Annotated in this window: 28 protein-coding genes and 1 pseudogene; 10 read left to right on the forward strand and 19 right to left on the reverse strand. The window is 63.3% G+C overall.

Annotation, left to right across the window (positions count from 1 at the left end):
- Positions 1 to 130 precede the first annotated feature (130 nt).
- The 6 genes from BQ8482_RS38080 (at position 131) to BQ8482_RS12335 (ending at position 2,384) form a co-directional block, all read left to right on the forward strand.
- Positions 131 to 292 carry a hypothetical protein gene (locus BQ8482_RS38080; RefSeq protein ID WP_165848536.1) on the forward strand — a complete coding sequence of 54 codons (162 nt, stop codon included), beginning with the start codon at positions 131 to 133 and terminating at the stop codon, positions 290 to 292.
- Positions 293 to 430: 138 nt separating this feature from the next.
- Entirely contained in the window at positions 431 to 631 is a 201-nt protein-coding gene (locus BQ8482_RS12315) for a hypothetical protein (RefSeq protein ID WP_123147889.1), read from the forward strand.
- A 143-nt stretch (positions 632 to 774) separates the two neighbouring features.
- The gene (locus tag BQ8482_RS38085; protein ID WP_165848537.1) at positions 775 to 945 is read left to right on the forward strand and encodes a hypothetical protein; all 171 of its coding nucleotides are present in this window, start codon (positions 775 to 777) and stop codon (positions 943 to 945) included.
- A gap of 277 nt (positions 946 to 1,222) precedes the next feature.
- Entirely contained in the window at positions 1,223 to 1,615 is a 393-nt protein-coding gene (locus BQ8482_RS12325; RefSeq protein ID WP_123147891.1) for a hypothetical protein, read from the forward strand.
- 8 nt (positions 1,616 to 1,623) lie between these two features.
- The gene (locus BQ8482_RS12330; RefSeq protein WP_123147892.1) at positions 1,624 to 1,848 is read left to right on the forward strand and encodes a hypothetical protein; all 225 of its coding nucleotides are present in this window, start codon (positions 1,624 to 1,626) and stop codon (positions 1,846 to 1,848) included.
- Positions 1,848 to 2,384 carry an acyltransferase gene (locus BQ8482_RS12335; RefSeq protein ID WP_123147893.1) on the forward strand — a complete coding sequence of 179 codons (537 nt, stop codon included), beginning with the start codon at positions 1,848 to 1,850 and terminating at the stop codon, positions 2,382 to 2,384. Before BQ8482_RS12330 ends, BQ8482_RS12335 begins: the two co-directional genes overlap by 1 nt.
- Here BQ8482_RS12335 and BQ8482_RS12340 read toward each other — a convergent pair.
- The 4 genes from BQ8482_RS12340 to BQ8482_RS12355 all read right to left on the reverse strand — a co-directional run bounded on the left by BQ8482_RS12340 (position 2,381) and on the right by BQ8482_RS12355 (position 6,231).
- The gene (locus tag BQ8482_RS12340; RefSeq protein WP_123147894.1) at positions 2,381 to 2,563 is read right to left on the reverse strand and encodes a hypothetical protein; all 183 of its coding nucleotides are present in this window, start codon (positions 2,561 to 2,563) and stop codon (positions 2,381 to 2,383) included. The genes BQ8482_RS12335 and BQ8482_RS12340 overlap by 4 nt on opposite strands.
- A gap of 4 nt (positions 2,564 to 2,567) precedes the next feature.
- On the reverse strand, positions 2,568 to 3,080 hold the full coding sequence (locus BQ8482_RS12345) for an SGNH/GDSL hydrolase family protein (protein ID WP_123147895.1): 513 nt from the start codon (positions 3,078 to 3,080) through the stop codon (positions 2,568 to 2,570).
- A gap of 50 nt (positions 3,081 to 3,130) precedes the next feature.
- Positions 3,131 to 5,743 (reverse strand): hypothetical protein, encoded by a 2,613-nt coding sequence (locus BQ8482_RS12350; RefSeq protein WP_123147896.1) that lies wholly within the window; start codon positions 5,741 to 5,743, stop codon positions 3,131 to 3,133.
- A 122-nt stretch (positions 5,744 to 5,865) separates the two neighbouring features.
- Positions 5,866 to 6,231, reverse strand: a complete 366-nt coding sequence (locus tag BQ8482_RS12355; RefSeq protein WP_244602766.1) for a VanZ family protein — start codon at positions 6,229 to 6,231, stop codon at positions 5,866 to 5,868.
- A gap of 226 nt (positions 6,232 to 6,457) precedes the next feature.
- On the opposite strand from BQ8482_RS12355, the gene BQ8482_RS39165 reads away from it, so the two are divergent.
- The gene (locus BQ8482_RS39165) at positions 6,458 to 7,336 is read left to right on the forward strand and encodes a hypothetical protein (RefSeq protein WP_244602767.1); all 879 of its coding nucleotides are present in this window, start codon (positions 6,458 to 6,460) and stop codon (positions 7,334 to 7,336) included.
- Positions 7,337 to 7,448: 112 nt separating this feature from the next.
- Here the strand turns inward: BQ8482_RS39165 and BQ8482_RS12365 are convergent, their stop codons facing one another.
- The 8 genes from BQ8482_RS12365 to BQ8482_RS12405 all read right to left on the reverse strand — a co-directional run bounded on the left by BQ8482_RS12365 (position 7,449) and on the right by BQ8482_RS12405 (position 15,433).
- A complete protein-coding gene (locus BQ8482_RS12365) occupies positions 7,449 to 8,324 on the reverse strand; it encodes a hypothetical protein (RefSeq protein WP_208867662.1) in 876 nt (291 codons plus the stop codon).
- On the reverse strand, positions 8,324 to 8,815 hold the full coding sequence (locus tag BQ8482_RS12370) for a hypothetical protein (protein WP_123147897.1): 492 nt from the start codon (positions 8,813 to 8,815) through the stop codon (positions 8,324 to 8,326). Before BQ8482_RS12370 ends, BQ8482_RS12365 begins: the two co-directional genes overlap by 1 nt.
- A gap of 2 nt (positions 8,816 to 8,817) precedes the next feature.
- A complete protein-coding gene (locus BQ8482_RS12375; RefSeq protein ID WP_123147898.1) occupies positions 8,818 to 9,264 on the reverse strand; it encodes a hypothetical protein in 447 nt (148 codons plus the stop codon).
- 214 nt (positions 9,265 to 9,478) lie between these two features.
- Positions 9,479 to 11,920 (reverse strand): phage tail protein, encoded by a 2,442-nt coding sequence (locus BQ8482_RS12380; protein ID WP_123147899.1) that lies wholly within the window; start codon positions 11,918 to 11,920, stop codon positions 9,479 to 9,481.
- Positions 11,920 to 12,513, reverse strand: a complete 594-nt coding sequence (locus BQ8482_RS12385) for a phage connector family protein (RefSeq protein ID WP_123147900.1) — start codon at positions 12,511 to 12,513, stop codon at positions 11,920 to 11,922. Before BQ8482_RS12385 ends, BQ8482_RS12380 begins: the two co-directional genes overlap by 1 nt.
- A gap of 378 nt (positions 12,514 to 12,891) precedes the next feature.
- Positions 12,892 to 13,146 carry a hypothetical protein gene (locus tag BQ8482_RS12395; protein ID WP_123147963.1) on the reverse strand — a complete coding sequence of 85 codons (255 nt, stop codon included), beginning with the start codon at positions 13,144 to 13,146 and terminating at the stop codon, positions 12,892 to 12,894.
- A gap of 213 nt (positions 13,147 to 13,359) precedes the next feature.
- Positions 13,360 to 14,349, reverse strand: a complete 990-nt coding sequence (locus BQ8482_RS12400) for a Coat protein (protein ID WP_123147901.1) — start codon at positions 14,347 to 14,349, stop codon at positions 13,360 to 13,362.
- A 175-nt stretch (positions 14,350 to 14,524) separates the two neighbouring features.
- Positions 14,525 to 15,433 (reverse strand): hypothetical protein, encoded by a 909-nt coding sequence (locus tag BQ8482_RS12405; protein WP_123147902.1) that lies wholly within the window; start codon positions 15,431 to 15,433, stop codon positions 14,525 to 14,527.
- 321 nt (positions 15,434 to 15,754) lie between these two features.
- Between BQ8482_RS12405 and BQ8482_RS12410 the strand changes: the two genes are divergently transcribed.
- Both BQ8482_RS12410 and BQ8482_RS12415 read left to right on the forward strand, forming a co-directional pair.
- A complete protein-coding gene (locus tag BQ8482_RS12410) occupies positions 15,755 to 16,069 on the forward strand; it encodes a YMGG-like glycine zipper-containing protein (RefSeq protein WP_123147903.1) in 315 nt (104 codons plus the stop codon).
- Between the two features lie 181 nt (positions 16,070 to 16,250).
- Positions 16,251 to 16,615 (forward strand): annotated as a pseudogene (locus BQ8482_RS12415) (endonuclease domain-containing protein).
- 210 nt (positions 16,616 to 16,825) lie between these two features.
- Here the strand turns inward: BQ8482_RS12415 and BQ8482_RS12420 are convergent.
- Entirely contained in the window at positions 16,826 to 17,149 is a 324-nt protein-coding gene (locus tag BQ8482_RS12420; protein ID WP_123147904.1) for a Bbp19 family protein, read from the reverse strand.
- The gene (locus BQ8482_RS12425) at positions 17,146 to 18,879 is read right to left on the reverse strand and encodes a portal protein (RefSeq protein ID WP_123147905.1); all 1,734 of its coding nucleotides are present in this window, start codon (positions 18,877 to 18,879) and stop codon (positions 17,146 to 17,148) included. Before BQ8482_RS12425 ends, BQ8482_RS12420 begins: the two co-directional genes overlap by 4 nt.
- A 125-nt stretch (positions 18,880 to 19,004) precedes the next feature.
- Here BQ8482_RS12425 and BQ8482_RS12430 point away from each other — a divergent pair, with 125 nt between their 5' ends.
- On the forward strand, positions 19,005 to 19,622 hold the full coding sequence (locus BQ8482_RS12430; protein ID WP_123147964.1) for a methyltransferase domain-containing protein: 618 nt from the start codon (positions 19,005 to 19,007) through the stop codon (positions 19,620 to 19,622).
- Between the two features lie 271 nt (positions 19,623 to 19,893).
- Here the strand turns inward: BQ8482_RS12430 and BQ8482_RS12435 are convergent, their stop codons facing one another.
- From BQ8482_RS12435 to BQ8482_RS12455, 5 genes are all read right to left on the reverse strand, one after another.
- Positions 19,894 to 20,478: a hypothetical protein gene (locus BQ8482_RS12435; RefSeq protein WP_123147906.1), complete on the reverse strand. Its 585-nt coding sequence runs from the start codon at positions 20,476 to 20,478 to the stop codon at positions 19,894 to 19,896.
- Positions 20,479 to 20,508: 30 nt separating this feature from the next.
- On the reverse strand, positions 20,509 to 21,264 hold the full coding sequence (locus BQ8482_RS12440) for a phage terminase large subunit family protein (protein WP_123147907.1): 756 nt from the start codon (positions 21,262 to 21,264) through the stop codon (positions 20,509 to 20,511).
- Between the two features lie 270 nt (positions 21,265 to 21,534).
- Complete coding sequence (locus BQ8482_RS12445) at positions 21,535 to 22,191, reverse strand: terminase large subunit domain-containing protein (RefSeq protein ID WP_244602768.1); 657 nt, start codon at positions 22,189 to 22,191, stop codon at positions 21,535 to 21,537.
- On the reverse strand, positions 22,169 to 22,576 hold the full coding sequence (locus BQ8482_RS39170) for a hypothetical protein (RefSeq protein ID WP_244602769.1): 408 nt from the start codon (positions 22,574 to 22,576) through the stop codon (positions 22,169 to 22,171). Before BQ8482_RS39170 ends, BQ8482_RS12445 begins: the two co-directional genes overlap by 23 nt.
- A gap of 11 nt (positions 22,577 to 22,587) precedes the next feature.
- Positions 22,588 to 22,971 (reverse strand): hypothetical protein, encoded by a 384-nt coding sequence (locus tag BQ8482_RS12455; protein ID WP_123147909.1) that lies wholly within the window; start codon positions 22,969 to 22,971, stop codon positions 22,588 to 22,590.
- Between the last annotated feature and the right edge of the window lie 100 nt (positions 22,972 to 23,071).

Raw genomic sequence — 23,071 nt, forward strand, 5'->3', positions numbered from 1 at the left:
GAAGGCCGGAAGCGCAGAAAACGCCATCAGATGGCCGCCAGAGTAGAGTTTCCAAACGGTCTCTTAGCCGGGATGAAACTGCTGCCAGGAACCGTTCATGCCCCGAGGGACACCGGGTGCGGGAGGACACGTGACAATAAGGATCAGGCTTCCGGGCGGGACACTGAAGATCAAGAAAAAGGACGAGCTGCGCCGCCGCGAGCAGAAGCGCCAGGTCCCGGTCTGGCGGGTCGGAGACTACTTCATCGTCTGGTGGCCGGGCAGCATGTCAGGGCGCCCGCCAAATCGATGATCCCGAGCCTGCGCCCGGGGCCCTTCTGGAAACAGTCCCAGAAGATAGCCTCAGAAACAGTCCCAAAAATAGTCAACGATCAGTTCTTGACTCTTCCGCTACGGAAGCTCTCTAGTTGCTGCGCTGCACAATGGGGAGATGGCGGTTCGTATCAAGTTGCCGGGCGGCACCTTGAAGATGAAGGTGTATCGGGAATTGCGCGGGCGCGAACGCAGCCGGCGCATACCGGTTCTGAAGATGGGCTCGCTGTATTTCACCTGGTGGTCGAACCGGCCGCGTCCTTTGAACAACCCGCCGGGTGCACCGGACGATCCTGACCTATCCCAGGTGACGCGTTGACGCCCTGACCGTCATCGGGCGCCTGCGCTCGAACCCTTCCCGGGAAGAGTCAAAAAACCATCGGCTGTTGACTCTTCCGCGGGGGAAGTTCTCTAATTGCTGCATTGCACATCATCATTGCCTTGCCGGCGGGAGTTGAACCGATGGCAGTGCGTATCAAATTGCCGGGCGGCACCCTGAAGATGAAAGTCTATCGCGAATTGCGGGTGCGCGAACGCGAGCGCCGCGTGCCGGTTATGAAGATAGGTTCGCTGTATTTTATCTGGTGGTCGAACAGCCAGCCTCACGACAAGCCGCAAGGCAGCCGTCATTAGTCTTTGCAGTCTTTGCGCCATTCGCCTGCGCGGCGGCGCGGGCTACGGCGTGTCTTTTGGACGCGCAAGCCAGCCAGGCGGCAGCCAAACGCCGCCGAAATTATCGACCCACAAGATCACTCGGTATCTGCGGTTGGCGAAATGCTACCTGCACTGGCTCGCTGCCAGGGGCCGTGTCGAGCCAAACGAACTAGAGCGTGAACTACCTCACGATCACGCTTGCAAAGCAGAGGTGCGTGCCGCAAATGGCGGGAGTGAATGGATTTCGGAGAGGTGGATGCCAAAGCGCGATTATTACTTCAATGGAATAGGCCTAATCGAGCCGGAGGAAAGCGGCGATGCGGTATTGGTTGAACTCCAGAACCCCACAGAGAACGCATGGGCTCGCATCCCGTCGAGCCAGATTCGTGACCTGGCTTTCAAGTTGCTTTTGGCTTCCCAGGATACTGCTCGGAGGCGCAACGACCAGACCCAGACCGTCACCCCGGCGCAGCACCTTCGTGCGGCCTTGTCCGGCCAAATGCCTGAACATTGTATCGTGATAGTCGAGATCGCCGAAGGTATGCCGGAGATTGCCTTCGGCCTTCCAACGGCAGAATTGGTTGCATTTGTCGATGCTGCGGCGCAGCTCCCGCGGCCTGAGACGCCGGGCCCAAGCAAGATAAATTGAGGACGACGATGACCACTGACTTATCGAGAGAGAAGACCGACCTGCGGTTTTCGGTTCAGGCCATTGATAACCGACGAATCCCAATGGCCATGGTGCAGACCGACGACGAGGAAGAGGCAAGAGGAAAGTTCGAAGATCTCTGCGCTCACTTCTATTGGCGGCACCTTTTCCTCGTCGATGGAGAGCACATTATTGAAGATCGGCCGGCGTTGAGACCGCCGGGCGAGCACTGATGCCATTCGTCCCGCCGTTCCTATATCGTCTGGCCGGTATCAATGCCGGCGTGGGTGCGAAGTTGAGCATCCAAGCCGTTCGTTCTGCCCGCAAAGGTCGCCATGCTTTTGGCGAAGATTGCGTTCTTCACTGTCGCTTCTCCTTCGATCGTCGTGAAGCGCAGATCACAATCGGGCGGGATTGCTTCATCGGGAAAAGCCACCTTGTCGCAGCGCAGCGGATCACCATCGGCAACGATGTTGTGGTCTCATGGGATGTCACTATCGTCGACCACAATTCGCATTCTCTCGATTGGAAACAGCGTGCGAAAGACGTTGCCGACTGGCGGCGAGGCAAAAAGGACTGGACAGATATCGGCATCGCCCCGGTGACGATCGAGGACAATGCTTGGATCGGAATGGGCGTGACTATCCTCAAAGGCGTCACCATTGGCAAGGGCGCGGTTGTGGGCGCGGCCTCTGTCGTAACGCGAGACGTAGCCCCATTTTCCGTTGTGGTTGGGAATCCCGCTCGATCGATAAAGCGAAAAGACTAAGCCCCGCCTAGCCAGACCTCGACAAGGCCTCCGGCGTCGTTCCTCGGCACGGTGATTTCGCGACTATGCGTCGGGTTGCTGGGTTTCGTGATCAGTATTTTCCTGCCAACAACCACCCACTCTTCACCCTCTTCGAGCGTGGTGATCACTTTACCCTTGCGCTGAATTGCGAATGGCATCGGTCTATCCCCTTTCCGCGACGTATTCGATGAACCGAAGGGCATTGGCGTCCATGCCGGCGTCGTTGTAGTGCAGGCCCTCTTGATAGGCCCCCGAATTGATGTAATCGAACCCGTCGATCGGGACCGTCAGCACATTGCGCGACCGATAGCTTTGACGTATCGCGCCAAGCGCTGCGTCATAGGTGCGACCGCCTGTATAGCTGCTATCCCAAGCGGATGATGGCCGTGTTGGCGGCATGGCCATCATGCGAGGAGCGCCGGCCGCCTCCAGCGTGTTGATGATCGACGTGATATTGGCCGAAATCGTCGCCGGCGGCGTGCTAAAGCTGTCATTGATGCCCAGGGCGAGGACCGGCACAATTTTGCCGCCAGCATAGCCGCATTGTGCCACCGCAGAAGCAAGGCGCGGCGCGTTGAAGGATGCGAACGTATAGCTTCCGTGCGCAGCGCGCAGCGTCCGCAGGCGCGGACCGGCCGCCTTGATGCCGAGACGGATAAGCCCAGTGATCTCCACCGGTCCGCCTACGGCCGTAAGGGTATAGTTTCCGCTCGCCGCCTGCCCTGTCAGGGACGGGCCGGAATATTGATCGAGCGCCAGAGCGCCGGCAGCATTGACGGTCTTGTAGGCGCGCCTCCATTGAACGCGAAATCGAGAGAACCTTGGCCGGCGTCCTGGGTATAGTGGACGTCGACCTGCTCATAAGCCCCCGTGAACGCCAGCGCCGCGCCATCCGCTAGGATGATGCTTTCGGCGAGTGGCCCGCGCGTTCCCGTCGAGACGGTTCCGCTGGTCGTAACGCCATAGAAGGCCGGCGTGTAGGTGGAGCTTGGCCGCAGCGCCGTCATGCCCGGTTCGTCGTCGGAAATGCCTAGATTGGCAAATTGGGTAACTCGATTGAACCAGTGCGCGGGGCCATTGCTGGCCAGCGCCCAATGACCGATGCTGTCGGCGATCAAGCAGAGCACATCGTTGTTGGCGATATGCTCTGCCATCTTGGCGCGGAAGCCATCATAGAGATTGAACAGCGACGGGCGAGCCGGAACGAAGAACCTCCTGCCGCCGACGAACGGCTTTCCTGGCCCCCAAAAACCGTCACCCGACTTAGGCATAGCCGTCAATGCGAAGCTGCCGGGCGGCACATAAGGATTTGGGTGAGCGGCCCCGGCCGAAGCAAAGAGCGCAGTCGCATCAACGACGCCATTTGGGTCGGCATCAGCCAGCAGGCTCATGCCGGTGTTCTGCGTGTCGCCGCTCAGAGCCCGTGCGGCATCGGCAATAAGGCCCGTCTTAATCGTGAACGCAACCTCATAGCGGTGCTGGGTCGATGACGCCACAGTCGCGCCGTTCGACAGCGCTGCGGCCTTGATCCATGCGGGAATGCCTTGCGGATTGACGCTATTCTGAAACCTGTAACCGCCACCGCTGATCGCCGGATATTGCCCGGCTGCTATCGGGATGCTGAGGGGAATTTCGGTCACACCATTGGCTAGTGTGATCTGATGCGTGCTGATCACGTTGACCGTCAGGTCGCCATTGTACTGAATAACGTGAATGTTGGCCGCGCCAGAACCGCTTGCCCCAACGTCGACTTCGGTAATGTAGCCATCGGCCGGCGCTGGCGTTTGCATGACGACGCTGTAGTTCGCCGGGGTATTCGTGCCGGTGTTGACCAGGCTCGGCCAGCCAACCGCCTGATCAGTGCCGACGACGTCGACCAGGTCGTTTGCGGTGTCGTAGGCGGCACGTGCCTTTGTGCCGACTTCACCCGTGAAAGTTGCTTTCCATTGCGGGCCGTTTGTAAAGCCGATGGTCTTGGCGGTGTGCGAGGTCGGCACCGCCGCCGTAAACCACTCGCTTTCGCCGTTCGGAATTGCCCCGGCCCTATAGTACCAGGTGCCCGCGCCTGTCCGCTGTAAACCCATGACGCTGCCAGCCGGCTTCAGGATCGAGAGCCCCGAGTTGACGGAGGACGGGCCGGCAACGACAGGGATAGTTTGTTCAGAGACCAGAGTTAACGTGCCATCGCCCTCGACGTGGGCAAAGACGATATGAATTGTTCCCGACCCAGCGCCGAAGCCGAGTTCCACACTCGACAGAAATTCATCGACCGTCGATAGTGACCCCGGCCAGTAATAGACGCTGCTGTTGGAGACCATCGTGCCGCCGACCGAACCAGCGATCGCAACCGGCCCGACCGTCCTCGATCCGATCAAGGCAATGACTTCCGCCGCCGAAGCACGAACGCCCGTGTCGACGGCAACCGGCCCGGCCGCCACAGTGTACAGTCCAAGCACTCCGCTCGAAACTTCGGTCCAGAAATATTGCCCGACAGCGACATTCGTGCCGAGTACGACAGCGGCGGCCGCGCCAGCCAATCCCGCCGATGCCGCGAAGCTGAAAGCCGGCGCCACCGTGTAGGAGCCGGGCGCCGTGACCAGGATCTGCGTCAGGGCGCCGCCAGCGACAACGAAGCGGCCGGCGGCACCCGAACCGGCGCCGCCGGTAAACGCCAAATCAAAGGTGCCGTTGGCGCCACCGGCGCCCGCCGTGATCGCACCGCTGCCGACGATACCAAAGCCGATCGCCGCCGTCGTCGTCGGGAAAATGCCCTTGCCATACAGCGACGCGTCGCGCGCCGCCTGGGCGCTGGCCAGATTGGCCGCGGTGGTGACGACATCGGCGGCGGTTTGTCCGGCATTGGCGACAGAGCTGGCAGCGCTGGCGGCTGCCTGGCCGGCACTGGCCTCGGTGGCATCCTTCAGCACCTGCGTTGCATCGCGCAGCGATTCGACATCCTCGACCACCTCCGCAATGTCGGGCGGCACGAACGGGGCAATGGCGATGGCATCGCTGCCCACCACCGGCTCGTCGGCGCTAAATTCAAACACCCGACCGGCATTGACTGACCCGACCTGGGTATGAACCGTCGTCCCCTTCTGCAAGGTGCGGGCGGTGCGGGCGTCGGCGGCGCGGAACCATTCGCCCTCGCTCACCGTGTAGATGCCGTTCTGTCTCTGGTCGGCCTGGTGCTTGACCAGCACGCGGTCGCCAACCTCGCACGGCACGCCGTCGATGGCCTGCAGGCCATGAAGGAGAATGTTGGCCGTGGTCGCCAGGCGCACGGGTTCGCGTTCGCCGGTCAGAAGTCGAACGGCGGCAGTTGCAGGTCGAGCCATCAGGCTTGCTCCATGAAAAAAGCCCCGCGAAAGCGAGGCTTTAAGTGCGCTATGATTTCAGGCCGGCCCCGGGCGCGGATCAGGCCGGCGGTGTTGTCTCGAGAGAAAAAACCCGATGCGGCCTATGGCAATCCGCCAACGCGCCTGCCAACGCGCCTCTTTGTCCAGCCGGCGATTGTCAGCCCGCACGCCATGCCGGCGCAGTCGGCAACCCAGTCGAACCCATCCAGATCGCGCCCGATCAGTTGCGAGCCCTGAAGAACCTCGATCGCCGCGCCGGTGAAGGCGAGGACAACAACCAGCCTTGCCTTGTGTTCCGGCCAGCCGAGGCTTCCCAGGGCCGCCAGCACCGCGAAGGCGATGGCGTGATGCAACTTGTCATCGTAAAGCGTGACGGCCGTGCCGAAATCCGGCAAGAACCGCGCCGGCAGAAGCGTGAGCAGGAGAACGCCGGCCAACGTGACTGGAAAAACGATCCTTGCCAGCATCGGATAAGACTCTAAGCGCAACAAGATAGGGTCAGTCCTTCATCTGAAGCCTGGACGGGCCAGGTGGATTTCCGTTCCAATGATCGCATCAGCGCTTGGGAATTTCAAATCCAGAACCACAAGCCTGTGTTGTAAGAAAGGCCGCCGTCGCTCTTATCGCCCTGGATAACGACCACATACCTGCGTGCATTGCCAGCGGCGATTTCAGGAACCTTGGGTTTTTCCCGTGAAAAAGCCGGCGGCACTGCAACATGGGCAGGTAACGCGAAAATCTAGCGGTCAAAATCTGACACTTGGTACCCGGCTGGGAAGTCGTTCAGGTGGTTGGCGGATTTCTGGCGTGAGTGGAGCGCGGAGCAACGCGACTTCGCGGCGGGCGTGGCAGAGCCATGCGAAGTGGATCGTGCCGGAACGGGTCTGCGGTTTACGCGTTTGCAGGATGGAGATGACGGTGGGCGTGCATCACGACGCGCTCCATCCAATCGTTGCCGCGATCGGGCATCTGAAGCGCAGTCATCGAACACCGATACTCGTCATGTCCGCGGCGACGGGACTGTTGGCGCGACGTCGATCCAAAGGAAAGTACATGCGGACCTCTCTACTTTCATCTGACGGAAAACTTGCGATAACAGCGAGCGAGACGTCGTCCAAAAATGATTTCGATTATTTGATAGGCCACTGGAACATCAGAAATCGTACATTGAAAGAACAGCTGGCCGGCAGCGACGAATGGCAGGAATTTGACGCGACCCAGGAATGCCGCCCGATCTTGCTGGGCTTGGGTAACTTCGATATTTTTCATACGGAGTTGGGCGGAAAGCCATTCGAAGGTCTCACTGTGCGATTGTTCGACCCGCAGACGCGTCTGTGGACGATCTACTGGGCCGACAGCAACGCAATGAAACTCGACAGTGGAAAGGTAGGCTCGTTCGATGGCGACATAGGTGAATTCTTCGGCCGTGAGGTTGTCGCCGGCAAAGACGTTATCGTGAAATTCCACTGGGATAAGCGTAACCCGAAGGCCCTGATTTATAGCCGCGCGTTCTCCGCCGATGCAGGCAAAACGTGGGAGTGGAATTGGTACTCGAACTTTTCACCACGGTGATTGACTGAGTCGGCGCAACGAGGCCGATCCTTTCGCGTGCAGCCAAAGGGAATTCCGAGCCGGACACTTGTGTCAGGCGGGAACCACTAGCCCGGCCGCCTGGTTGCGGACATCAGTTTTGCGCCACCGGGGCGCCAGCCTGCCAGGCGAGCGCAACCCTATCGTCGGGCCTGAGATCAGCATGGCGGTCATCGCCCGAAGTGGGCGAATTCGGATTTTTCGCCGACAGATTGGTGCCGACTTCAGCGCCGGTGGGTTCACCGTTGATCGCGCCGTCGGTGGCCTTGGGCTCGGCGCCAAGCAGTTCAACAGCGCGGCCCGGATCCTTGGCGATCATCGCCTGGGCGAGCGCTTTTGCCGTGTTGCTGCGCCAGGCAGTTTCGGCCGCTTGCCTGGCGACCGGGTTGCCCATCTTGGCGATGAAGTCGAACCCGCTCTGCCTGATCGCCTCGAACGCTGCGGTGTCGTCCGGGTCGCTCTGCGCGATGGCGCTCGTGTAGGAGTCCTGCGCCTTGGACCATTCGGTCTGCTCATAGTCCTGGCGGCGCGCATATTGCTGTGCGGCCATGCGTGCCGAGCCGGCCAGCCTTAAAGCCTCTTTTTTCCTGATGAAGTTGGCGCGTTCGCTCTCCGGCACTTTCGGCACATAGCTGTCGAAGATCTTGTCGAACAGGCCGGACTTGACGACGCCGTCGGTGCGCGGATCGATCTGGCCGTACATGCTGTCATGCAGGCCGCGACCGTCGGCCGGCGCATTCTGGATCGCCCCGTTTTCGGCTTGGGCGATCTGCCCGTTCAACTCGCGGCCGATGACCTCGGCGTCGAAGGCGTCCTGCTGCTGCTTCTGTTGCCTGAACCGCTCGGCGACAGCCGAGAGCTCGGCGCCAAAGTCTTGCATGGCGGCGCCGACCGGTGAGCCACCGGGATAGGAAACCACATTGCCGGTGTCGAGCCGGCGCTGGGCAAGTTGGAGGGGGATGGTAGCCATCAGTAAAGCCCTCCGCCCGGCGCCGGCGGAAAGGCGCTCTTGCCGAACGTCACCGCCTTGCTCGGGTCGTAGATGCCGGAAAGGCCGGACACGAGGTGGCCGCCGGCCTTGAAGATCGAGGCCGCCGCCGCCTGCTTGCCGGAAAAACGCGAGATCGCGGCCTGCGTGGTCAGATTGTTCTGGCGCAGCTGCGAGCCGTACTGGATCGCCTTGATGTCGAGCTGCCCCTGCCTTGCATTGGCCGCCAGCACCTCGGTCGGCGAGCCTGCCATGCCGACGCCTGAGGCGCCGGCCTGGGCGCGCGCCTGCGCTTGCAGAAGATCCTGCTTGTGGCGCTCCTGGCCCTGTTCGAAGGCCGCGGCTTGCGCGTCGGCCCGCGCCTGCTGTTCATAGGCCTTGGCCTGATAGTCGGCCATCTGCTTCGACTGCTGGCCCTCGACCAGCGCGCCGCCGACCGAGAGGGCCGTGCCGATAAGGGCAAGTGTGCACATGATCAGCCGCGGCCTCGGCCACGAAGCGAAAATCTGCCTGTGATGCCTCCGACCGGCGCGCCGAGCGCCGGGCGCGGGTCGAGCGCGCCGCCGGGGCTGAGGAGGGACAGAAGCAGCCTGTCGGCCTGGATCGCTGCCGCGCCGAGACGAGCGGGTGCTGCGGCTCGCCGCCCGGCTATGGCGGCGCGCCGGATGGCGGTCGGGTTGACCTTAAGGTCGGCAACGCCGGCGGCGTCGAACTGGCTGTTGGCGGTGGCGACGGCGCGGCGCAAGGCATCGGCGTCGAACAATTGCTGGCGCAGCTGTTCTATCAGCCACTGGGCCATGCGCCAGCGCTCGTCGAGGGAAGCGGCGTTTGCCCTGATCTCGTCGGCAAGTGCTGCGATGTCGACGCAGGCTTCACTTTGCGCGGCGGCGGCGCGGCGCTTGTTATCGGGGATTGGGGTCACGGGAGGATCCTTTTTGGAGGGTGATGGGAGGGCGGAGCGGGTGCTCTCCCCCCTCGAGGGGGAGATGGCCGGCAGGCCAGAGGGGGTCGTCTCGCGTGGAGCACCGGCGTTCTCGCCCGCGATGGAGGCAGTAGGGGTCGGGTCAGGACGTGCCGCCCCCCTCTGTCGCCTTCGGCGACATCTCCCCCTCAAGGGGGGAGATCGGCAGTTTCAACTACGGCTCGGCATCGAACACCGGCGTGAACGCCCGGATGGTGCACGGCGTCGGGTTGGTGTGGCGAATTCGCACCCGCCCCTGACCTTCCCAAGAATCGTCGATCGGCACCTCGACATTGCCGGTGAACAGATTGGCCATGCCGTCGGGCGAGACGATCGAGGGGATACGAACCGGCTCCCACCGACCGCGCATCAACGACGTGATTTCCAGCCCGGTCGTGTCGGTTTCCAACAGGGAAAGGATGACCTTGGCGACCTTCTTTCGCCGCCCGACGATCGATCCGTCCTTGCCGCCGACATCGAGCTCCAGCGTGTCGGCGCCGGCCTCATAGGGTAGCCCGACCTGCCATTTGGCCGCCGTTGCCCCGCCGGGCAAGGAAACCGCTCCGGCAGCCACGACAAGGCCCTTGTAGACCTTGCCATCCGCCAGAGCGTCGACGGTTTCGCCTTCGAGGTGACCCAAGCCTGTGACCATCCCCACGGCCGCGCCGGTGTAGGTCAGGCCGCAGTCGACTTCGAACGCGTCGGTGATCTCGCCATATTCGAACGGAACGGTCTTGATTTCGATGGTGCGCCTGGCGGCGCCGTTGATGGTCCGCTTGACGATCAGCCACAGATCATCATTGCCGTCCTGCCCCGGCGTCACCACGGCGCTCTCAACGACGCCCCAGTCCGAGCCAGCGAAAGTGCCGGCGATGCGATGCCGGTGCATGCCGCGGACTTCCTGCGAAGGCTGGTGCGTGTAGCCGCCAAGTTCCCCGTTATCCAGCGGGAACCACAGCAGCGGATCGGGATCGGTCTGGAACGCCAGTTCGACGACACCCTTTTTCGGAATGTGCTCGGAAATCTGCCCGACATCATCCGACGTGAAGCGGCCGGTGGCGCTCTGGGTCAGTTCGGCGATCGATTTGCGGGAGCGCGTCACGTAAAGGAACGACTGCCCGGCATCCACCGGTCGGACCTTGGCGCAGCCGAATGTGCGGGACCGACGGTTTTTGAACGACGACGGCGTCAACGCCTCGTCGATGCCCGAACCCGACAGCGCGCGGACCCCGCCAAGCGTTCCGATCAGCAGAGCCCCATCGGATTCCGCAATCCATGTGATATCGTTGGCCTGGCCGCCGCCGGCCTGGACGAACTCCAGCGCATCGTCATCTTCCTCGCCGAGCGCGAAATTGTCGAAGTCGCCGGTTGCGGATGCGTAGACAGAGAATTTCCGGCTGAAGGCCAGCCGCTCCTCGTACAGCGAACCGCTTTCGACGTACTTGCCGGGAACGAAAGTGCCGAGACGCCAGCGCGCGATCGGGCTGAGATTGGGAAGCGCATGCCCATACAGCCTGACTTTGACCACAGTCGCGCTGGTGCGGCTCGTGATGCGCGCCCAGCGCCAGATGGCATCCGAGCCGAGCAGCCGAATGGCGCGGCCGACATCTGATGCCTGGAAACCGGTGCCGTCATTGATGCCGACGATCGAGGACGCCGTGAGATCGAATGGCGTCTGTGTATCGCCATCCTCATGCCATCCCATTTCCGCGATCGTAACATTGCTGTCGTCCTCGGAGCCGGTGATGTTCAGCCGATAGGACTGGTAGGCCGTCTCATTCTGAAATTTGTAGAAGCGCACCTCGCCGCGCGACCAGACGGTTTCCGCTGTCCGGCTGTCGAGCGAGATCCAGTTGGTGCTATCAAAACCCTGGAAATCCCAGGCGACCGGTGCCCTTGTGCCGCCGATGGATTGCGCGCGAAGCCAGTAGCCGTCACAAACCTTGGTCCCGGCGAAGTCATAGGACACGAAGCCGGTGGTCGTGCCGAGCGAAAGGTTTGACCCATTGTCCCGGTCGAACACCTTGTAAGCGTCGGCGGAGCCGCTGCTGTCTGCAGCAGTGCCGCCTGCAGCGGTATTGTGGGTCATAAGAGGATGGACGGCGCCGGTCTCGGCGGGGGCCATGGTGGTCGCGGTTGTGTTGATGTCGTCATAGGGGCCGTCGAGAAAGACGAACTCCGCCAGGGTCCATGTCGTGTGCGCCGTGCGGGTGAGAACCTGCGGCGGGTAGTCCGCGTGGGTGATCCACATCTGGTCGGCGGACTGGACGAATTGCAGGCCGAACAGATCGGCTTCGAGATAGGGTGTCGCCACTTCCACCGTGCCGACGCGGGCGCCATAGGCATAGACGCGGATGTAGAGGTCGCCGAACTCCAGCATATAGGCCTGGTCTGCCGAGAAGATGAACGGTATGCCGCGCGTCTTCTTCGACGAATCCTTGGCCTCGCCGACGAAATACGACCCGCCGCGCTTGCGGATGCCGCCATGCGGCAAGGTGACGAAGTTTTCGCACCGGGAGAGCGCCGCGCGGTAAAGATCGAGCGACGCGCGGGCGTGTAGCCGCGGCGAGATCTCGCCACGAACGAATGTGTCCTGGACCGGATAGAGCGTCGTCATCAGCGCACAAACCCGCCGCGCTGGATCGCCCACGACGTCGTTGAAAACCTGCCGCCACGCTGGATGGCGTTGGACAGGAACGCCGCGTCGAGCGCCCGGTCATAGGCACCGCGGGCAATATCGATCATGCCCGCCTTGTGGGTCAGCGGATGCGCGATCTTGATGGCAAGGGCCGCGACCAGCACTTCCGTGAACATTGCGTCCCAGTCGTTCGGATCGGTGAGGTTGGCGATGTAGCGGATGAGGCGCGGCCCCGACTGGTCGCAATAGATCAGCCCGGCCTCCTGTCGCCACGAGATCGGCACCCCATCCGGCTCGCCATTATGGGTCAGCGGCAAAGGCCGCAGGCAGTCCACGGGCAATTCATAGGCAAAGTTAAGCGTGCCCGCGCCGCTGCCGGTATCGGACCCGGCGACGGCGGCCGCCAGGATTGCGAACACCCAGGCGTGTTTCGTCAGCTCCGCCTCGCGGGCCAGGTCGAAATGCAGATTGAGCAGGCGGGCTGCCTTCACGTCCTGATCGAGGCTGTCGATCGGCGCCTCGTCGAGAACGCCAAGCGCCATGTTGGCGATGTCGAGCGGGGTGATGGCCATGATTTTAGGCTCCGTCAGCAAGAGTGGTGAAACAAAAGGCATGGTGCCCCCACGGCAAAAAGCGCTCTGGGTGGGGTGGGATTGTGGGGAGGGGAAAGGTCGCATTCCGTCGCGCCCCCCTCTGTCCTGCCGGACATCTCCCCCACTTGGGGGGAGATCGGCAGCTTCACCAGCAACGCCTTTTCTTCAACGTGGACGATTGGCGAAAGCCAACGCGACATCCAATCTCCCCCCTTGTGGGGGAGATGTCCGGCAGGACAGAGGGGGGCGCGACGGAGCGCAACCGCTGGAAAACTGGTGACGGGCGCCACCCGATAATACTGTGGCTATCGCAGTTTCACGATATCGCCGCGCAACGCGGCCTGAATTCCTGCGGCTTCAGCCGAGGCGTGCGCTTGTCGAGCCCCGCCGCCGCCCTGTTTCGGCCGGCTTGGCAGAGGCGCTTGCTTGCAACGTTCCGGCACCTCTCGTCATCGCCAAACCCCTATCCCGGGCTTCCTGAAGACTTGTCGTGTAGTAGGCGGTGTTTTCCAGACCGCTGAAGAAGTTTATGCGGTGAAGTTCGCCCTTTTTGCTTATGACAATGCCCGCTTTTCGAAGCACGTCCTGAACTGCCTTGTATGTCAGTTTCATGGTTACCCCCTTGCCAAGACAAGGCAGCATCGTCCTCTTGTGTAACCGTTTGGTGACGGCGATTCATCAACGTGCAACAACAACAATGTGGCCAGATCCAAATCTCGTATCAGTTTAATGCAGCACAGCACGTGAATTTGGGATTCGCCACATTGGCCGACCGAGCGTCCAAAAAGGCGGGAGTCTGACGCCCCCGCCCTCGCCTTGGCCTTATCAGGCTTCGGTCGTCTTCAGCGCAATGAACGTCATGTTCTTGACGCTCGATGCCGTGCGGTCCCAGTTCGCCGCCAGCGCCAGTTCGGCGTCGGTGGCGAATTCGCCGGCCGAGGAGGCGTCGAGGAAGCGTGTGCCGGGCACATGCGGGACAAAATGCCGGCGGCCGACCATTTCGGTGACGCCGCCGCCATGGCCCTGGCGCGGCTTGCGGTCGAACTCCAGCGGCCCGCCTTCGGTATTGACCGGCAGCTCGTTCCACAGGATCGCCTTGTCCTTGAACATGAACGCCGTGTAGACGCCAGTTGCGACCGGGATGTCGTCGTCGACGACAGCACGCAGCCCCATGTAATAGGGGATCAGCGGCCCGCCCTGCTCGGACGGCGGCACATAGTCGATGAGGTCGGCGAGCTTCAGTGCCTTCATCTGCTTGGAGTGCATCCAGATCGTCTTGAACTTGTCGGCACGGTCGCCCATCAGATAGGCAGCCTCGATGATGTCGGTGTCGACGATCGAGGCGCCGGTGACGCGCACCAGATCGCCCGCATCATTGGCGAGGTTGTCGGCCACCACGCCTTTCAGGATGCCGAGCAGCGTCAGCTTGTTGGCGCGCTGCCAGTAGTCGGTCTGGCGGCGGACAATGAGTTTCTGCGGGTCGTCGCCGGCCAGGATCGAGGTCAGGTCCGGGATGCCCCAGGCCTGGGCGCGGACATTGCGGGCGGCGACCTCGCGGCGGGCGCCGATCTTCTTCAACTCGATCGAGTCGGCCGGATCGTCATTGACCGGCTCGGACGGATCATTGCCGAGATCCTTCCAGCCGGGCATGTCGACGGAACGCCCGCCCATGGAGAGCTTCGAGGCGATGGCCGGGTCGGAAAACAGGATCCCGGCCTGGTAGATCTCGAGCGACTGGACGTGCTCCTCGAACGAGTATTGTGCATAGACGGACGGAACGATCGCGTCCGCGATACGAGTATAGGCGTCTGCCATTTTTTCTTTCCTTCAGGGGTTGATGGGCGGAGAAGGTGTGTTGAGATTCAGGTCAGGCCGAGCCGAAAACGATGGCTTTCGGGAACCGGACGGAGCGGACATTTGGGTCCGTGAGCACCGGAAGCGCAGAAAGCCGTCGTTTGCAGGCCGGCATCACCTGAATATCGACACAGCTTTAGAGGGGGTTGTTCGGCATCCAGAGGTCGGGGTTTTCGCCGGCCTCGCGGGCCAGCCGCCGGGCGCGGGCGGGATCGCTTTTGACGAGGGCTGAGATATCGGTCAGGTTGCGTTCGCCGGCGGCGTTGCGCTTGAACGGATTGCCTCCGCTCAAAGCCGCACCGCCGTCGATCGTATCTTCCCTGAACATCGCCTCGCCGACGGCGTGGAACGCCTTGGCGATCTGCGGATCGGTCAAGGCTCCGTCAGGCAGGAGGATGCCCTTCGCCTTGTAGGCATCGACCAGGCCGAGCTTTTTCATCGCCCGGTTGGCGACCTCCAGTCTCTGGCGAAAGCCGTCGCTGTCGGTCGGTCCCCACTCCCTGACCAGGTCGTCGTGAGTGGCCTCGACCGAACGGGCAAGGGCGATCTGCTGCACCTTGGCCTGCTCGGCCATGTAGCCGACGAAACGGTCGTGATAGGCCTGCGCCACCTTCGGCGTGGCGCCGGCCTCGACCGCCCAGGTCTTGGACGCATTGGCGAGCTCGTCCGAATAGGCGAAGTCTTCGGGAAGCCCGTCGGGGCGCCTGTACTCGACCTTGTCGGGCGATGTCAGCGGACGCATCGCCTCAGGCAACCGGGCATGGAACCTGTCCCAGTCTTCCCCAGGCGCGTCCGCCGAGGGAACGCGCAGGCTTTCGCCCTGCTGCCGTTCCAGCTCCGCATAGGATGTGAAAACCCGATCGAGGCTTTCAGGCTTGGTCCAGCCCTTGGTTTCAGCGAGCTTGCGGTTGCCTTCGGAAAGACCGTCAAACCAACTTTCTGCAGCCGGCGGGGCGGACCCATTGTCCCCGGCGGCCGGTGGCCGTGCAAGGTTGCCCGCCGGTGGCGAAGCCACCACGGACCCGGCGTCTGCCAGATCTGTCATGAGAAATATTCCTTTTGTTGTTTGGAATGGAAAGACACTGGCCGGTTCAGCCAGGCTTCTTGCTTTTGGCTTGAGGGATCGGCTGGGCGGGTCGAATCGTTGCGGCCGCAGCCTGATTCATTTCGACAGAGCCTGACTCCATCGACTTGTTTGACTATGATCTCTCCGAGTCGGAAGCACTCGCCGTCAAGACGAAAGAAACCATGTCTCATTTCGTGACAAGTGGTTGCCGCTGTTCCGCCGCAATGCGACCGCACTTGGCAAACACTTGGCAAAACCAGCCAGTGTATTAGTTCATAGGCTTCAACGGAGTATCAGACGATGACCATGCACAAAGCCATTGCCGCCCTGCTTGTGACTGCCGCGCTGGCAGGATGTGCACAGACCGAAGGCCAGCAAAGAGCCACCACGGGCGCCCTGGTCGGCGGCGCTGGCGGCGCTCTCGTCGGTCAGGCCCTGGGCCGCGACACCAAGAGCACGGTTATCGGTGCAGCCAGCGGCGCCCTGCTGGGGGCGGTCGTGGGCAGCGCGACGACGCCGCAGCGGCGCGGCGAACAGCTTTGTCGCTATCAGGATCGCTACGGCCGCATCTACACCGCACCTTGCGACGACCGCTACTACCGCGGCGATTATTGAGCGTAACGACAAACGCGCTTGGGAGAGTTCGGTGGCTTCGACGCCGGCTCCTTTCTTTTCAAGTTGGCGATTTGCGAAATCAGCGGCGACGGCCGATCTCCCCCCAAGTGGGGGAGATGTCCGGCAGGACAGAGGGGGGCGCCGTAGAGCGCCAACCTCAATAGCGACCGAGCATTGAGCGATGCCTCACACGCCACTGCCTCCGCGGAATCGCGCAAATGCCAAGTCGATGCGGAAGGTGATGACCGGTGCTGAACTGAAGCTCTGGAACGAGCTTCGCGCGCACCGGCTGATGGGGCTTGGCGCCGCCGACAATTTCCGATCGCCAGTTACATTGTCGACTTCGCTTGCCCAGACAAGAAGCTCGTCGTCGAAGTCGATGGTTCGCAGCATGCCGACGCCAATGCAGGCGATGAGGCGAGGACAAAGCGTCTGGAACAGGATGGCTGGACCATCCTGCGCTTCTGGAACGACGACGTCATTCGCGACATCGACAATGTCTGCCGGCACATTGTGATCGAGACAGGGCTCGCAGGTGCGACTTGATACGCCGGCGGGACAGCGCCCCCTCTGTCCTGCCCTCTTTGCCAAAACTTGGCATCTCCCCCACAAGGGGGGAGATCAGCAGCTTCGCTGTGGCCGCCAATCCTGCAACGTTGGTGGTTAGCGGAAGCAGACAAGACAGCCAATCTCCCCCCTTGTGGGGGAGATGGCCGGCAGGCCAGAGGGGGGCGCCTCGCGCCTTCGGGCCTTATCCTACCTCCCCTCCAATCTTGCCGCCTGCTCCAGCGCCGCCAGCCGCTCAGCGTCCAGCGTCAGGAACCCCATGATGTGCTGCACCACTTCGGCGCGCGCATTGCTCAGTGCGCTGTGCAGTTCGAAGCCGTTCGGCGTCTTCGTCTTGGCCAGCCACTCGCCATAGGACGGGCGGCGGTAATAGCCGGTCGCCGCCGTCAGGTCGGCCAGCACCATTTCGCCGTCCTGGCCTGAGAACACCCTGAGATAGGCCTTGGTCAGCGCGTCCTGCGCCTTGGCCGGGCCGCCGGCCTGGCCCGAATGGGCGAAGCGTTTGCCGCTCATGCGCCGCCGCCCTCGCCGCCCTGCGGCATCAGCCCGCTGAGACCGTCGAGCAGGCCGCTGTCACGCGCCTGCACGGCGGCGGGCACGGCATCCCTGGCCACCTTGCCGGCGGTGGCGATCGCCGCCATGCCGGCCTGTGCAGCTTGAGCTTTGGCTCGGGCATCGCGGATATCAGCCACTTCGTCGTGGCGGCGAAAAATGCGCTGCGGGCTGCGGCCGGCGCTCTGCACGATCTTGAGCGCCTCGTCGCCGTCGATATTGTCCATGACGCCGGGATCGAACTGCGCCATCTGCATGGCCGTTGTGACGACCTGGATGGTGTCGCGCGCCTCGGCCGAGCGGCGCAGCACGTCGAGCGGCCCGGTGAAGGTCGGCCGCACCGCCTTGCCGGCAAGGCTCGCCGGCGGCAGGAACCGGCTGTCTTCCTCGTACAATCCTTTGTCCTCGAGGATACCGAGCTCGCGGTCGAGATTCGCGGCAAAGCCGGCCTGGATGATCGAGCCGGAGGGCCCGAGCAACGCGCCCTTCTCCTCCTGCCGGATCAGCGCTTCCGTGGCCGTCATTTGCGGGTTCTGCACCAGTGTCTGGAACAGGTTGACGAACATCATGTCGCGGATCTCCTCGGCCCGGCTTTCCGCGTAGTCGAATGCATAGGTCGGGTTCTGGCCCACAGCGATCGGCGCAATCAGCGGCCGGCCATTATCGTCGATCAGGCCGGGATAGTTCTCGCCGGGATTGAGCACCGGCACATAGTCGAGCCGTGCCTTCGACGCGGTCGCCGGATCGGTGATCTGCTGCAGCGCCCTGAGGCCCGAGCGGCGCACGGCGTTTTCCTCGCGCACGGTGGTCAACGCCTCGATGGTCGGCGAGATGCCATAGGGGTCGCCCTCATAGCGGCGCCAGTTGAAGCACGACACCGGGAAGGAGCGGAAACCGCTCTCCCTGACGATGACCTCCTCGTCCTCGATGACGTGATAGGAGGCGAAGGCCGTGTCGAGATACTGGTAGGATCCGCCCAACCGGTACATCTTGCGCTCGTCGCGCGGCTGGATGCACTGGATCAGCGAAATTTTGATCTCGCATTTGGCCGGGTCGTCGACCAGCATTTTGATCCGCGCCGGCAGCCTCTCATAGCCGAGCAGCTGCGCCGACTGGCGCGCCGTGCGCTCGTAGCGGCGGTGGAAAATGTCGACCTGACCCCAGCGGTTGCGGCAGAGATAACCCTCGACCACCGGGATCGAGGCATAGCGGATCAGCGTGCCGCCAAAGCCCTCCTCGGCGTAGAGATAGGCCGGGCCGTAGCGCACGACGTTGCGCAGGCAGGCCTGCGTCGCCGGCACGAAATTCGAATTGGCGGAATAGCGCAGCGCAAACAGGAAATCGCGAAGCGCCTCCGCCCATTCCTTCTCCTCGTCGGTCTCCTCGTCATTCATGGCGGCGGTCGACAGCCCGTGCCATTTTTCCGACTGCGGGATGATCAGGCTTTCCAGCCCGGCGGCCAGCCGGTTGGCGGCCGAGTTGATGGTGTTGGCGTAGACGCGGGCGCCACGCCGCTCCTGTCGCTCGGCCTGCGTAGCCGCGCCGGATTGCCGGCGCCCGCTCCAGACGTCGGGCGCGTCGGGGTCGCAGAATTCCGACACCGCCTCCCAGACAGCCTCATACTGGCTGCGCTCTGTCTCGAGTTCCGCCTGTCGCGACAGGATATCGTGGGCGCGGGAATCGCTCGTCATGGCGTTCTTTCTTCGGTGGTATCAGCCTGTTCGAAGCCCAGATATTGCCAAGGCCAGGTCGAATTTTGTTCGCTTTTGCGATGTTCAACGGGGCGCGGCGGGGATTTAAGGAGATCGATTTGACAATGACGGAAAGCCTACCCGGCGCCCTGAAGAGGCGAAGCAAGCAGGTTGCAAAGCGGCTGCTCGGCTACGATTCCCGCAATTGGCTGCGCATCAGGCAGATCGAGGCGTTCACCGCGTTTCTTGAGGCGGACGGCCGCAAATCATCTGACGTGATCGAGGTTTCGCCCGGCTGGAACCGCCACTGGAAGACGATGTGCTCCAACTATACGTCGGTCGATTTCCCCGACTTCGACATCTGCAAGGACCGCACCGACCGGCAATATTCCGTCGTCATCGCCGACCAGGTGCTCGAGCATGTGCAGCAGCCGCTCGCCGCGGCGCAGAATATCCACGCCATGACCAGGCCGGGCGGCTGGGCGATGGTGGCGACGCCGTTCCTGTTCAGGGTGCATGCGCGGCCGCACGACTACAACCGCTGGACCGCCGCCGGCCTGAAGCAGGTGCTGGTCGAAGGCGGCTTCCCCCAGGCGGAAATCCAGGTGTTCAGCTGGGGCAACAAAGCCTGCGCAAAAGCCCATATCGGCGGCCCCGTGCGCGCCTACGGCCTATGGCGCGACCTCAGCAACGACGAGGAATACCCGCTGATGGTGTGGGCGTTCGCACGGAAACCGGGGTGACAGCGTAATCTCCCCCCTTGAGGGGGAGATGTCGCCGAAGGCGACAGACGCCGCGCGTAAAGCGCCAACCTTGATCTGCCGCAGGAGGCCGCGTCCGGTCGCGCCGACCCCCTCTGGCCTGCCCTCTTTACCACCACTTGGCATCTCCCCCTCAAGGGGGGAGATTACGCACCCATCTCACACCCCCAGCAGCACGCGGCGCTGGCCGCTGAGTTCGCTCGGCGACAGGTCGGTCTTGACAGTGCCGGCGGTGCCCTGGCGCTGCTCGAGTTCAGCCCTGAGTGCGGCTTCGCGCGCCTGCACGTCCTTGTCGGCAATGGTCGGTGTCGGTGGCAGCGGCTTCAGTGCCGGCGGCTTTTGAAAAAGGCACATGGTTCCAGCTTTCTCCAAAGTTAGACGTCCTTGTCCAGTCGTAGAGCAAAAAATCTTCGCCGTTGCGGCCGTAACCCGGCAGGCGGCAGCGTTGCGTGGCGCCAAGCCGGGCGAGCCAGCGCAGCGCCAATTCATTGGCGGCCAGCGCCCGCGCCTCGACGCGGAAAGCACCGCGCGCGGCCACGTCAGGCCCGAGCACGGCGTGAAAGAACTCGGTAATACCAGGCACGCAGCGCTTCATGCGGCGCGTGCCCCAGCTCCAGGCAATCCACAACCCGCCGCGCTGTTCGGCGGCGCCAAAGCCGGCTTCCGGATTGCCGTTTAGCGCGGCGACATAGGCAAACCCCTGCAGCGCCGTCAGCGCCAGCAGCACCGGCGACCAATCGTCGAACTGGCAGTCGATCTCGGCCCGGTCTTCGGGCCGCAGGTTGGCGGCGATGTAGCTGAGGTCGCGCAGGGTTGCGGGGACGATGCGGACGGTCATGAGGCGATCATGGTATGTGGTTGCTTCGAGTCACCGAAACGCCCCCAGCGGATCACTCTGCCCCGCCTTTCGCCGCACCGCCTTGAACTCCGCCGGGTCGACCACCGCTTCCCTCAGCATCATCACGCCGTAGCGTGTCGCGGCCATCAGATCGTCGCGCAGCTTCACCACCTGGCCATCCTTGCGGTGATAGAGACGGAACTCCTCGAACCAGGGCAAAAGCGTCGAAAACACCTTGAAGCGGCCGCTCTGCATGCGGTCGAGCATCTCCATCAGCCCGGCCTCGACCGACACCGAACCGTCGGCGAACTGCGCATGGCTGGTCAGCATGTTGAGCCCATGCGCCGCGTATTGCCGGGCAAGTGCCACGCCCGCACCTTCCAGCGTCTCGCGGCGGCCGTCGCGCGGCCATGCCCAGGGCAACCATTCGCCCCACGGTTTTAAGGTCAGCGCCTGCATGGCCGGCGTTTGCTGCGACGCCCGGCAGGCTTTGGTGACATAGACAACATCCGTCTCGGTATCCCAGGCGAGCTCGACCGCTGCAGACGGATGGTCCCAGCCGAAATCCAGCGCGCCGAGCCGCGGCCAGTAGCGCGGCAGCCGGAACGGCTCGCAGGCGATCAGCTCCTCCGCCACCGGAAAGATGCGGCCGGAGCCGAGCACCGGAATGCCCTTGGCCCGCGCCTCGCGCTCATGCGCCGGATAGGCTGATATGATCGCGGCACGCTGCTGCGGCGTATAATGCTCGGCATCGTCGATGGTCATGAAGGTGACGTGGCGGGTCATTGATGCGCCCTCGTGGCTTGAATCATGTTGGGAGGCGCCGGACGTATGGTGTTGTTTGGGCGAGAGCTTTTGAAAGCTGGGGTTCCTCGCCCCCGCGAAGCGGGGGAGAGGTGGCTCGGCGAAGCCGAGACGGAGAGGGGGACGCCCCCGCAAGCGGAGAGCCCCTCTCCGGCCGCGGAGCCTGTCCTCGGGCTTGCCAAAGGCAAGACCCGTGGGCGGCCACCTCTCCCCCCGCTTCGCGCGGGGCGAGGAACCCAAGTTGCGCACCCCTCACCCTCTCCCCATTCCCTCCACCTCCTCCGCCGACAGAAACAACAGCACCACCTCCGACATGCCGAGCAGCGGCGTGAAGGTGACGATGGTGATGCCGCCGGTCGCATTGGTGCGGGTCAGGCCTTCGGAATAGATGTCGAGCGGCGGCTCCTCGTCGAACCAGACGCCATGCAGCGTCTCGCCCTGCCATTTCTCGCGACCCTTCTCATAGCTCTTGAACGACAGTACCGATTCATCGGCCTGGACATCGCCACCGCCGCCATGGCGCACCACGACGCTGTCCAGCCCATGCGGCGCGCCGCGCCCCATGATGGTGCTGAGAATGGCGTCGGCCGGGATCATGCCGGTGCCCCACGCCGCCGGCTGCTGCGGCGGGCCGATCAGGATGCGCTGCGGGTTGTCGCGCGTGCCCTCTGCGGTGACACCGGCCGCCCATAGCCGCACGGACGTGTCGAAAACCTTGCCTTGCCACCACTCGGGATAGCGGCCGGTGAGATGCATCGCCCATTCCGCGCCGCCGGCCCTTGTCTTGCCGAGCTGGTTGCCGGCCATGAACAGCCGCTCGCGGTTGGTTGCGCCCGCCGCATGGAACTCGGCCTGCCTGAGATAGGGCCGATAGGCGGCAAGCTGGTTAGTGCGCCGCCTCCGGTCCAATTCCCTGAGCAGGTTCAGATACTCGGTCTTCGCCGTCGAGGCCGGGCTTGGTGCGACCCGGTTTCCCGAGGCCCGGTTTTGCGAGGAATGGCCGGAGGACGGCTTCGAGGCCGCGGATGCGCTGCCTGATTTCGTCATCGCTCAGTGCTTCCAGACTGTTGATGTTGAGATGCAGATCCTTGGGCAGCACCGACAGCACGATCTTCAGATACTGGTCGGGCTTTTCGGTACGGACCTCGGCGATGACGCCGGCGCCATGCGCCCGGAAATCGGCGCGGATGGCTTCCAGAAAACCATCGGCCAGCGTTTTCTTCGCCCGCCTCGGTCGGCCGGAGGGCCGTTCCGTCACATCAGGCGGTTCGTCGTCGAAAGAATCCTCGGCCATGCCCTACCCCATCATCCCGCCGCCGGCTTCGCTGTTTTCTTGGCCGGGCGCGTAGGTTTCTTGCGCGCCCGCTTGCCGGGCTTTGCAGACGTTGGCTTCCGCGGCCGGCTTGCCGCATCGCCCTTTGCCGCAGCCGCGCTGCCGGACTTGCCGGCGCCTGACGCGGCTTTGAGCGCCGCCCTGGCGATGCTCACCGCACCGGCGCTGACGCCCGCTTGCGGAAACCCAAAGCCGCCGGCCGCGTCGACGCCCCGGACCATGCCGATCCGCACACCGGCGGCGACCGGCTCGACCCGGCCGTGGCGCACATCGGGCGCGCCTTCGAATTCGCCGATGGCACTGACGACCTCGCGGCCGTCATCGTCGGTGATGATGGTGGCGTAACGCTTGGACATGGGGGGCCTCTGGGAGGTGCAGTATTCGTTACGGGAAGCGTCGCGATCCTTCGCGCCCCCCTCTGTCCTGCCGGACATCTCCCCCACTTGGGGGGGAATG

This window comes from Mesorhizobium delmotii, assembly GCF_900149755.1.
Lineage (GTDB): Bacteria > Pseudomonadota > Alphaproteobacteria > Rhizobiales > Rhizobiaceae > Mesorhizobium > Mesorhizobium delmotii.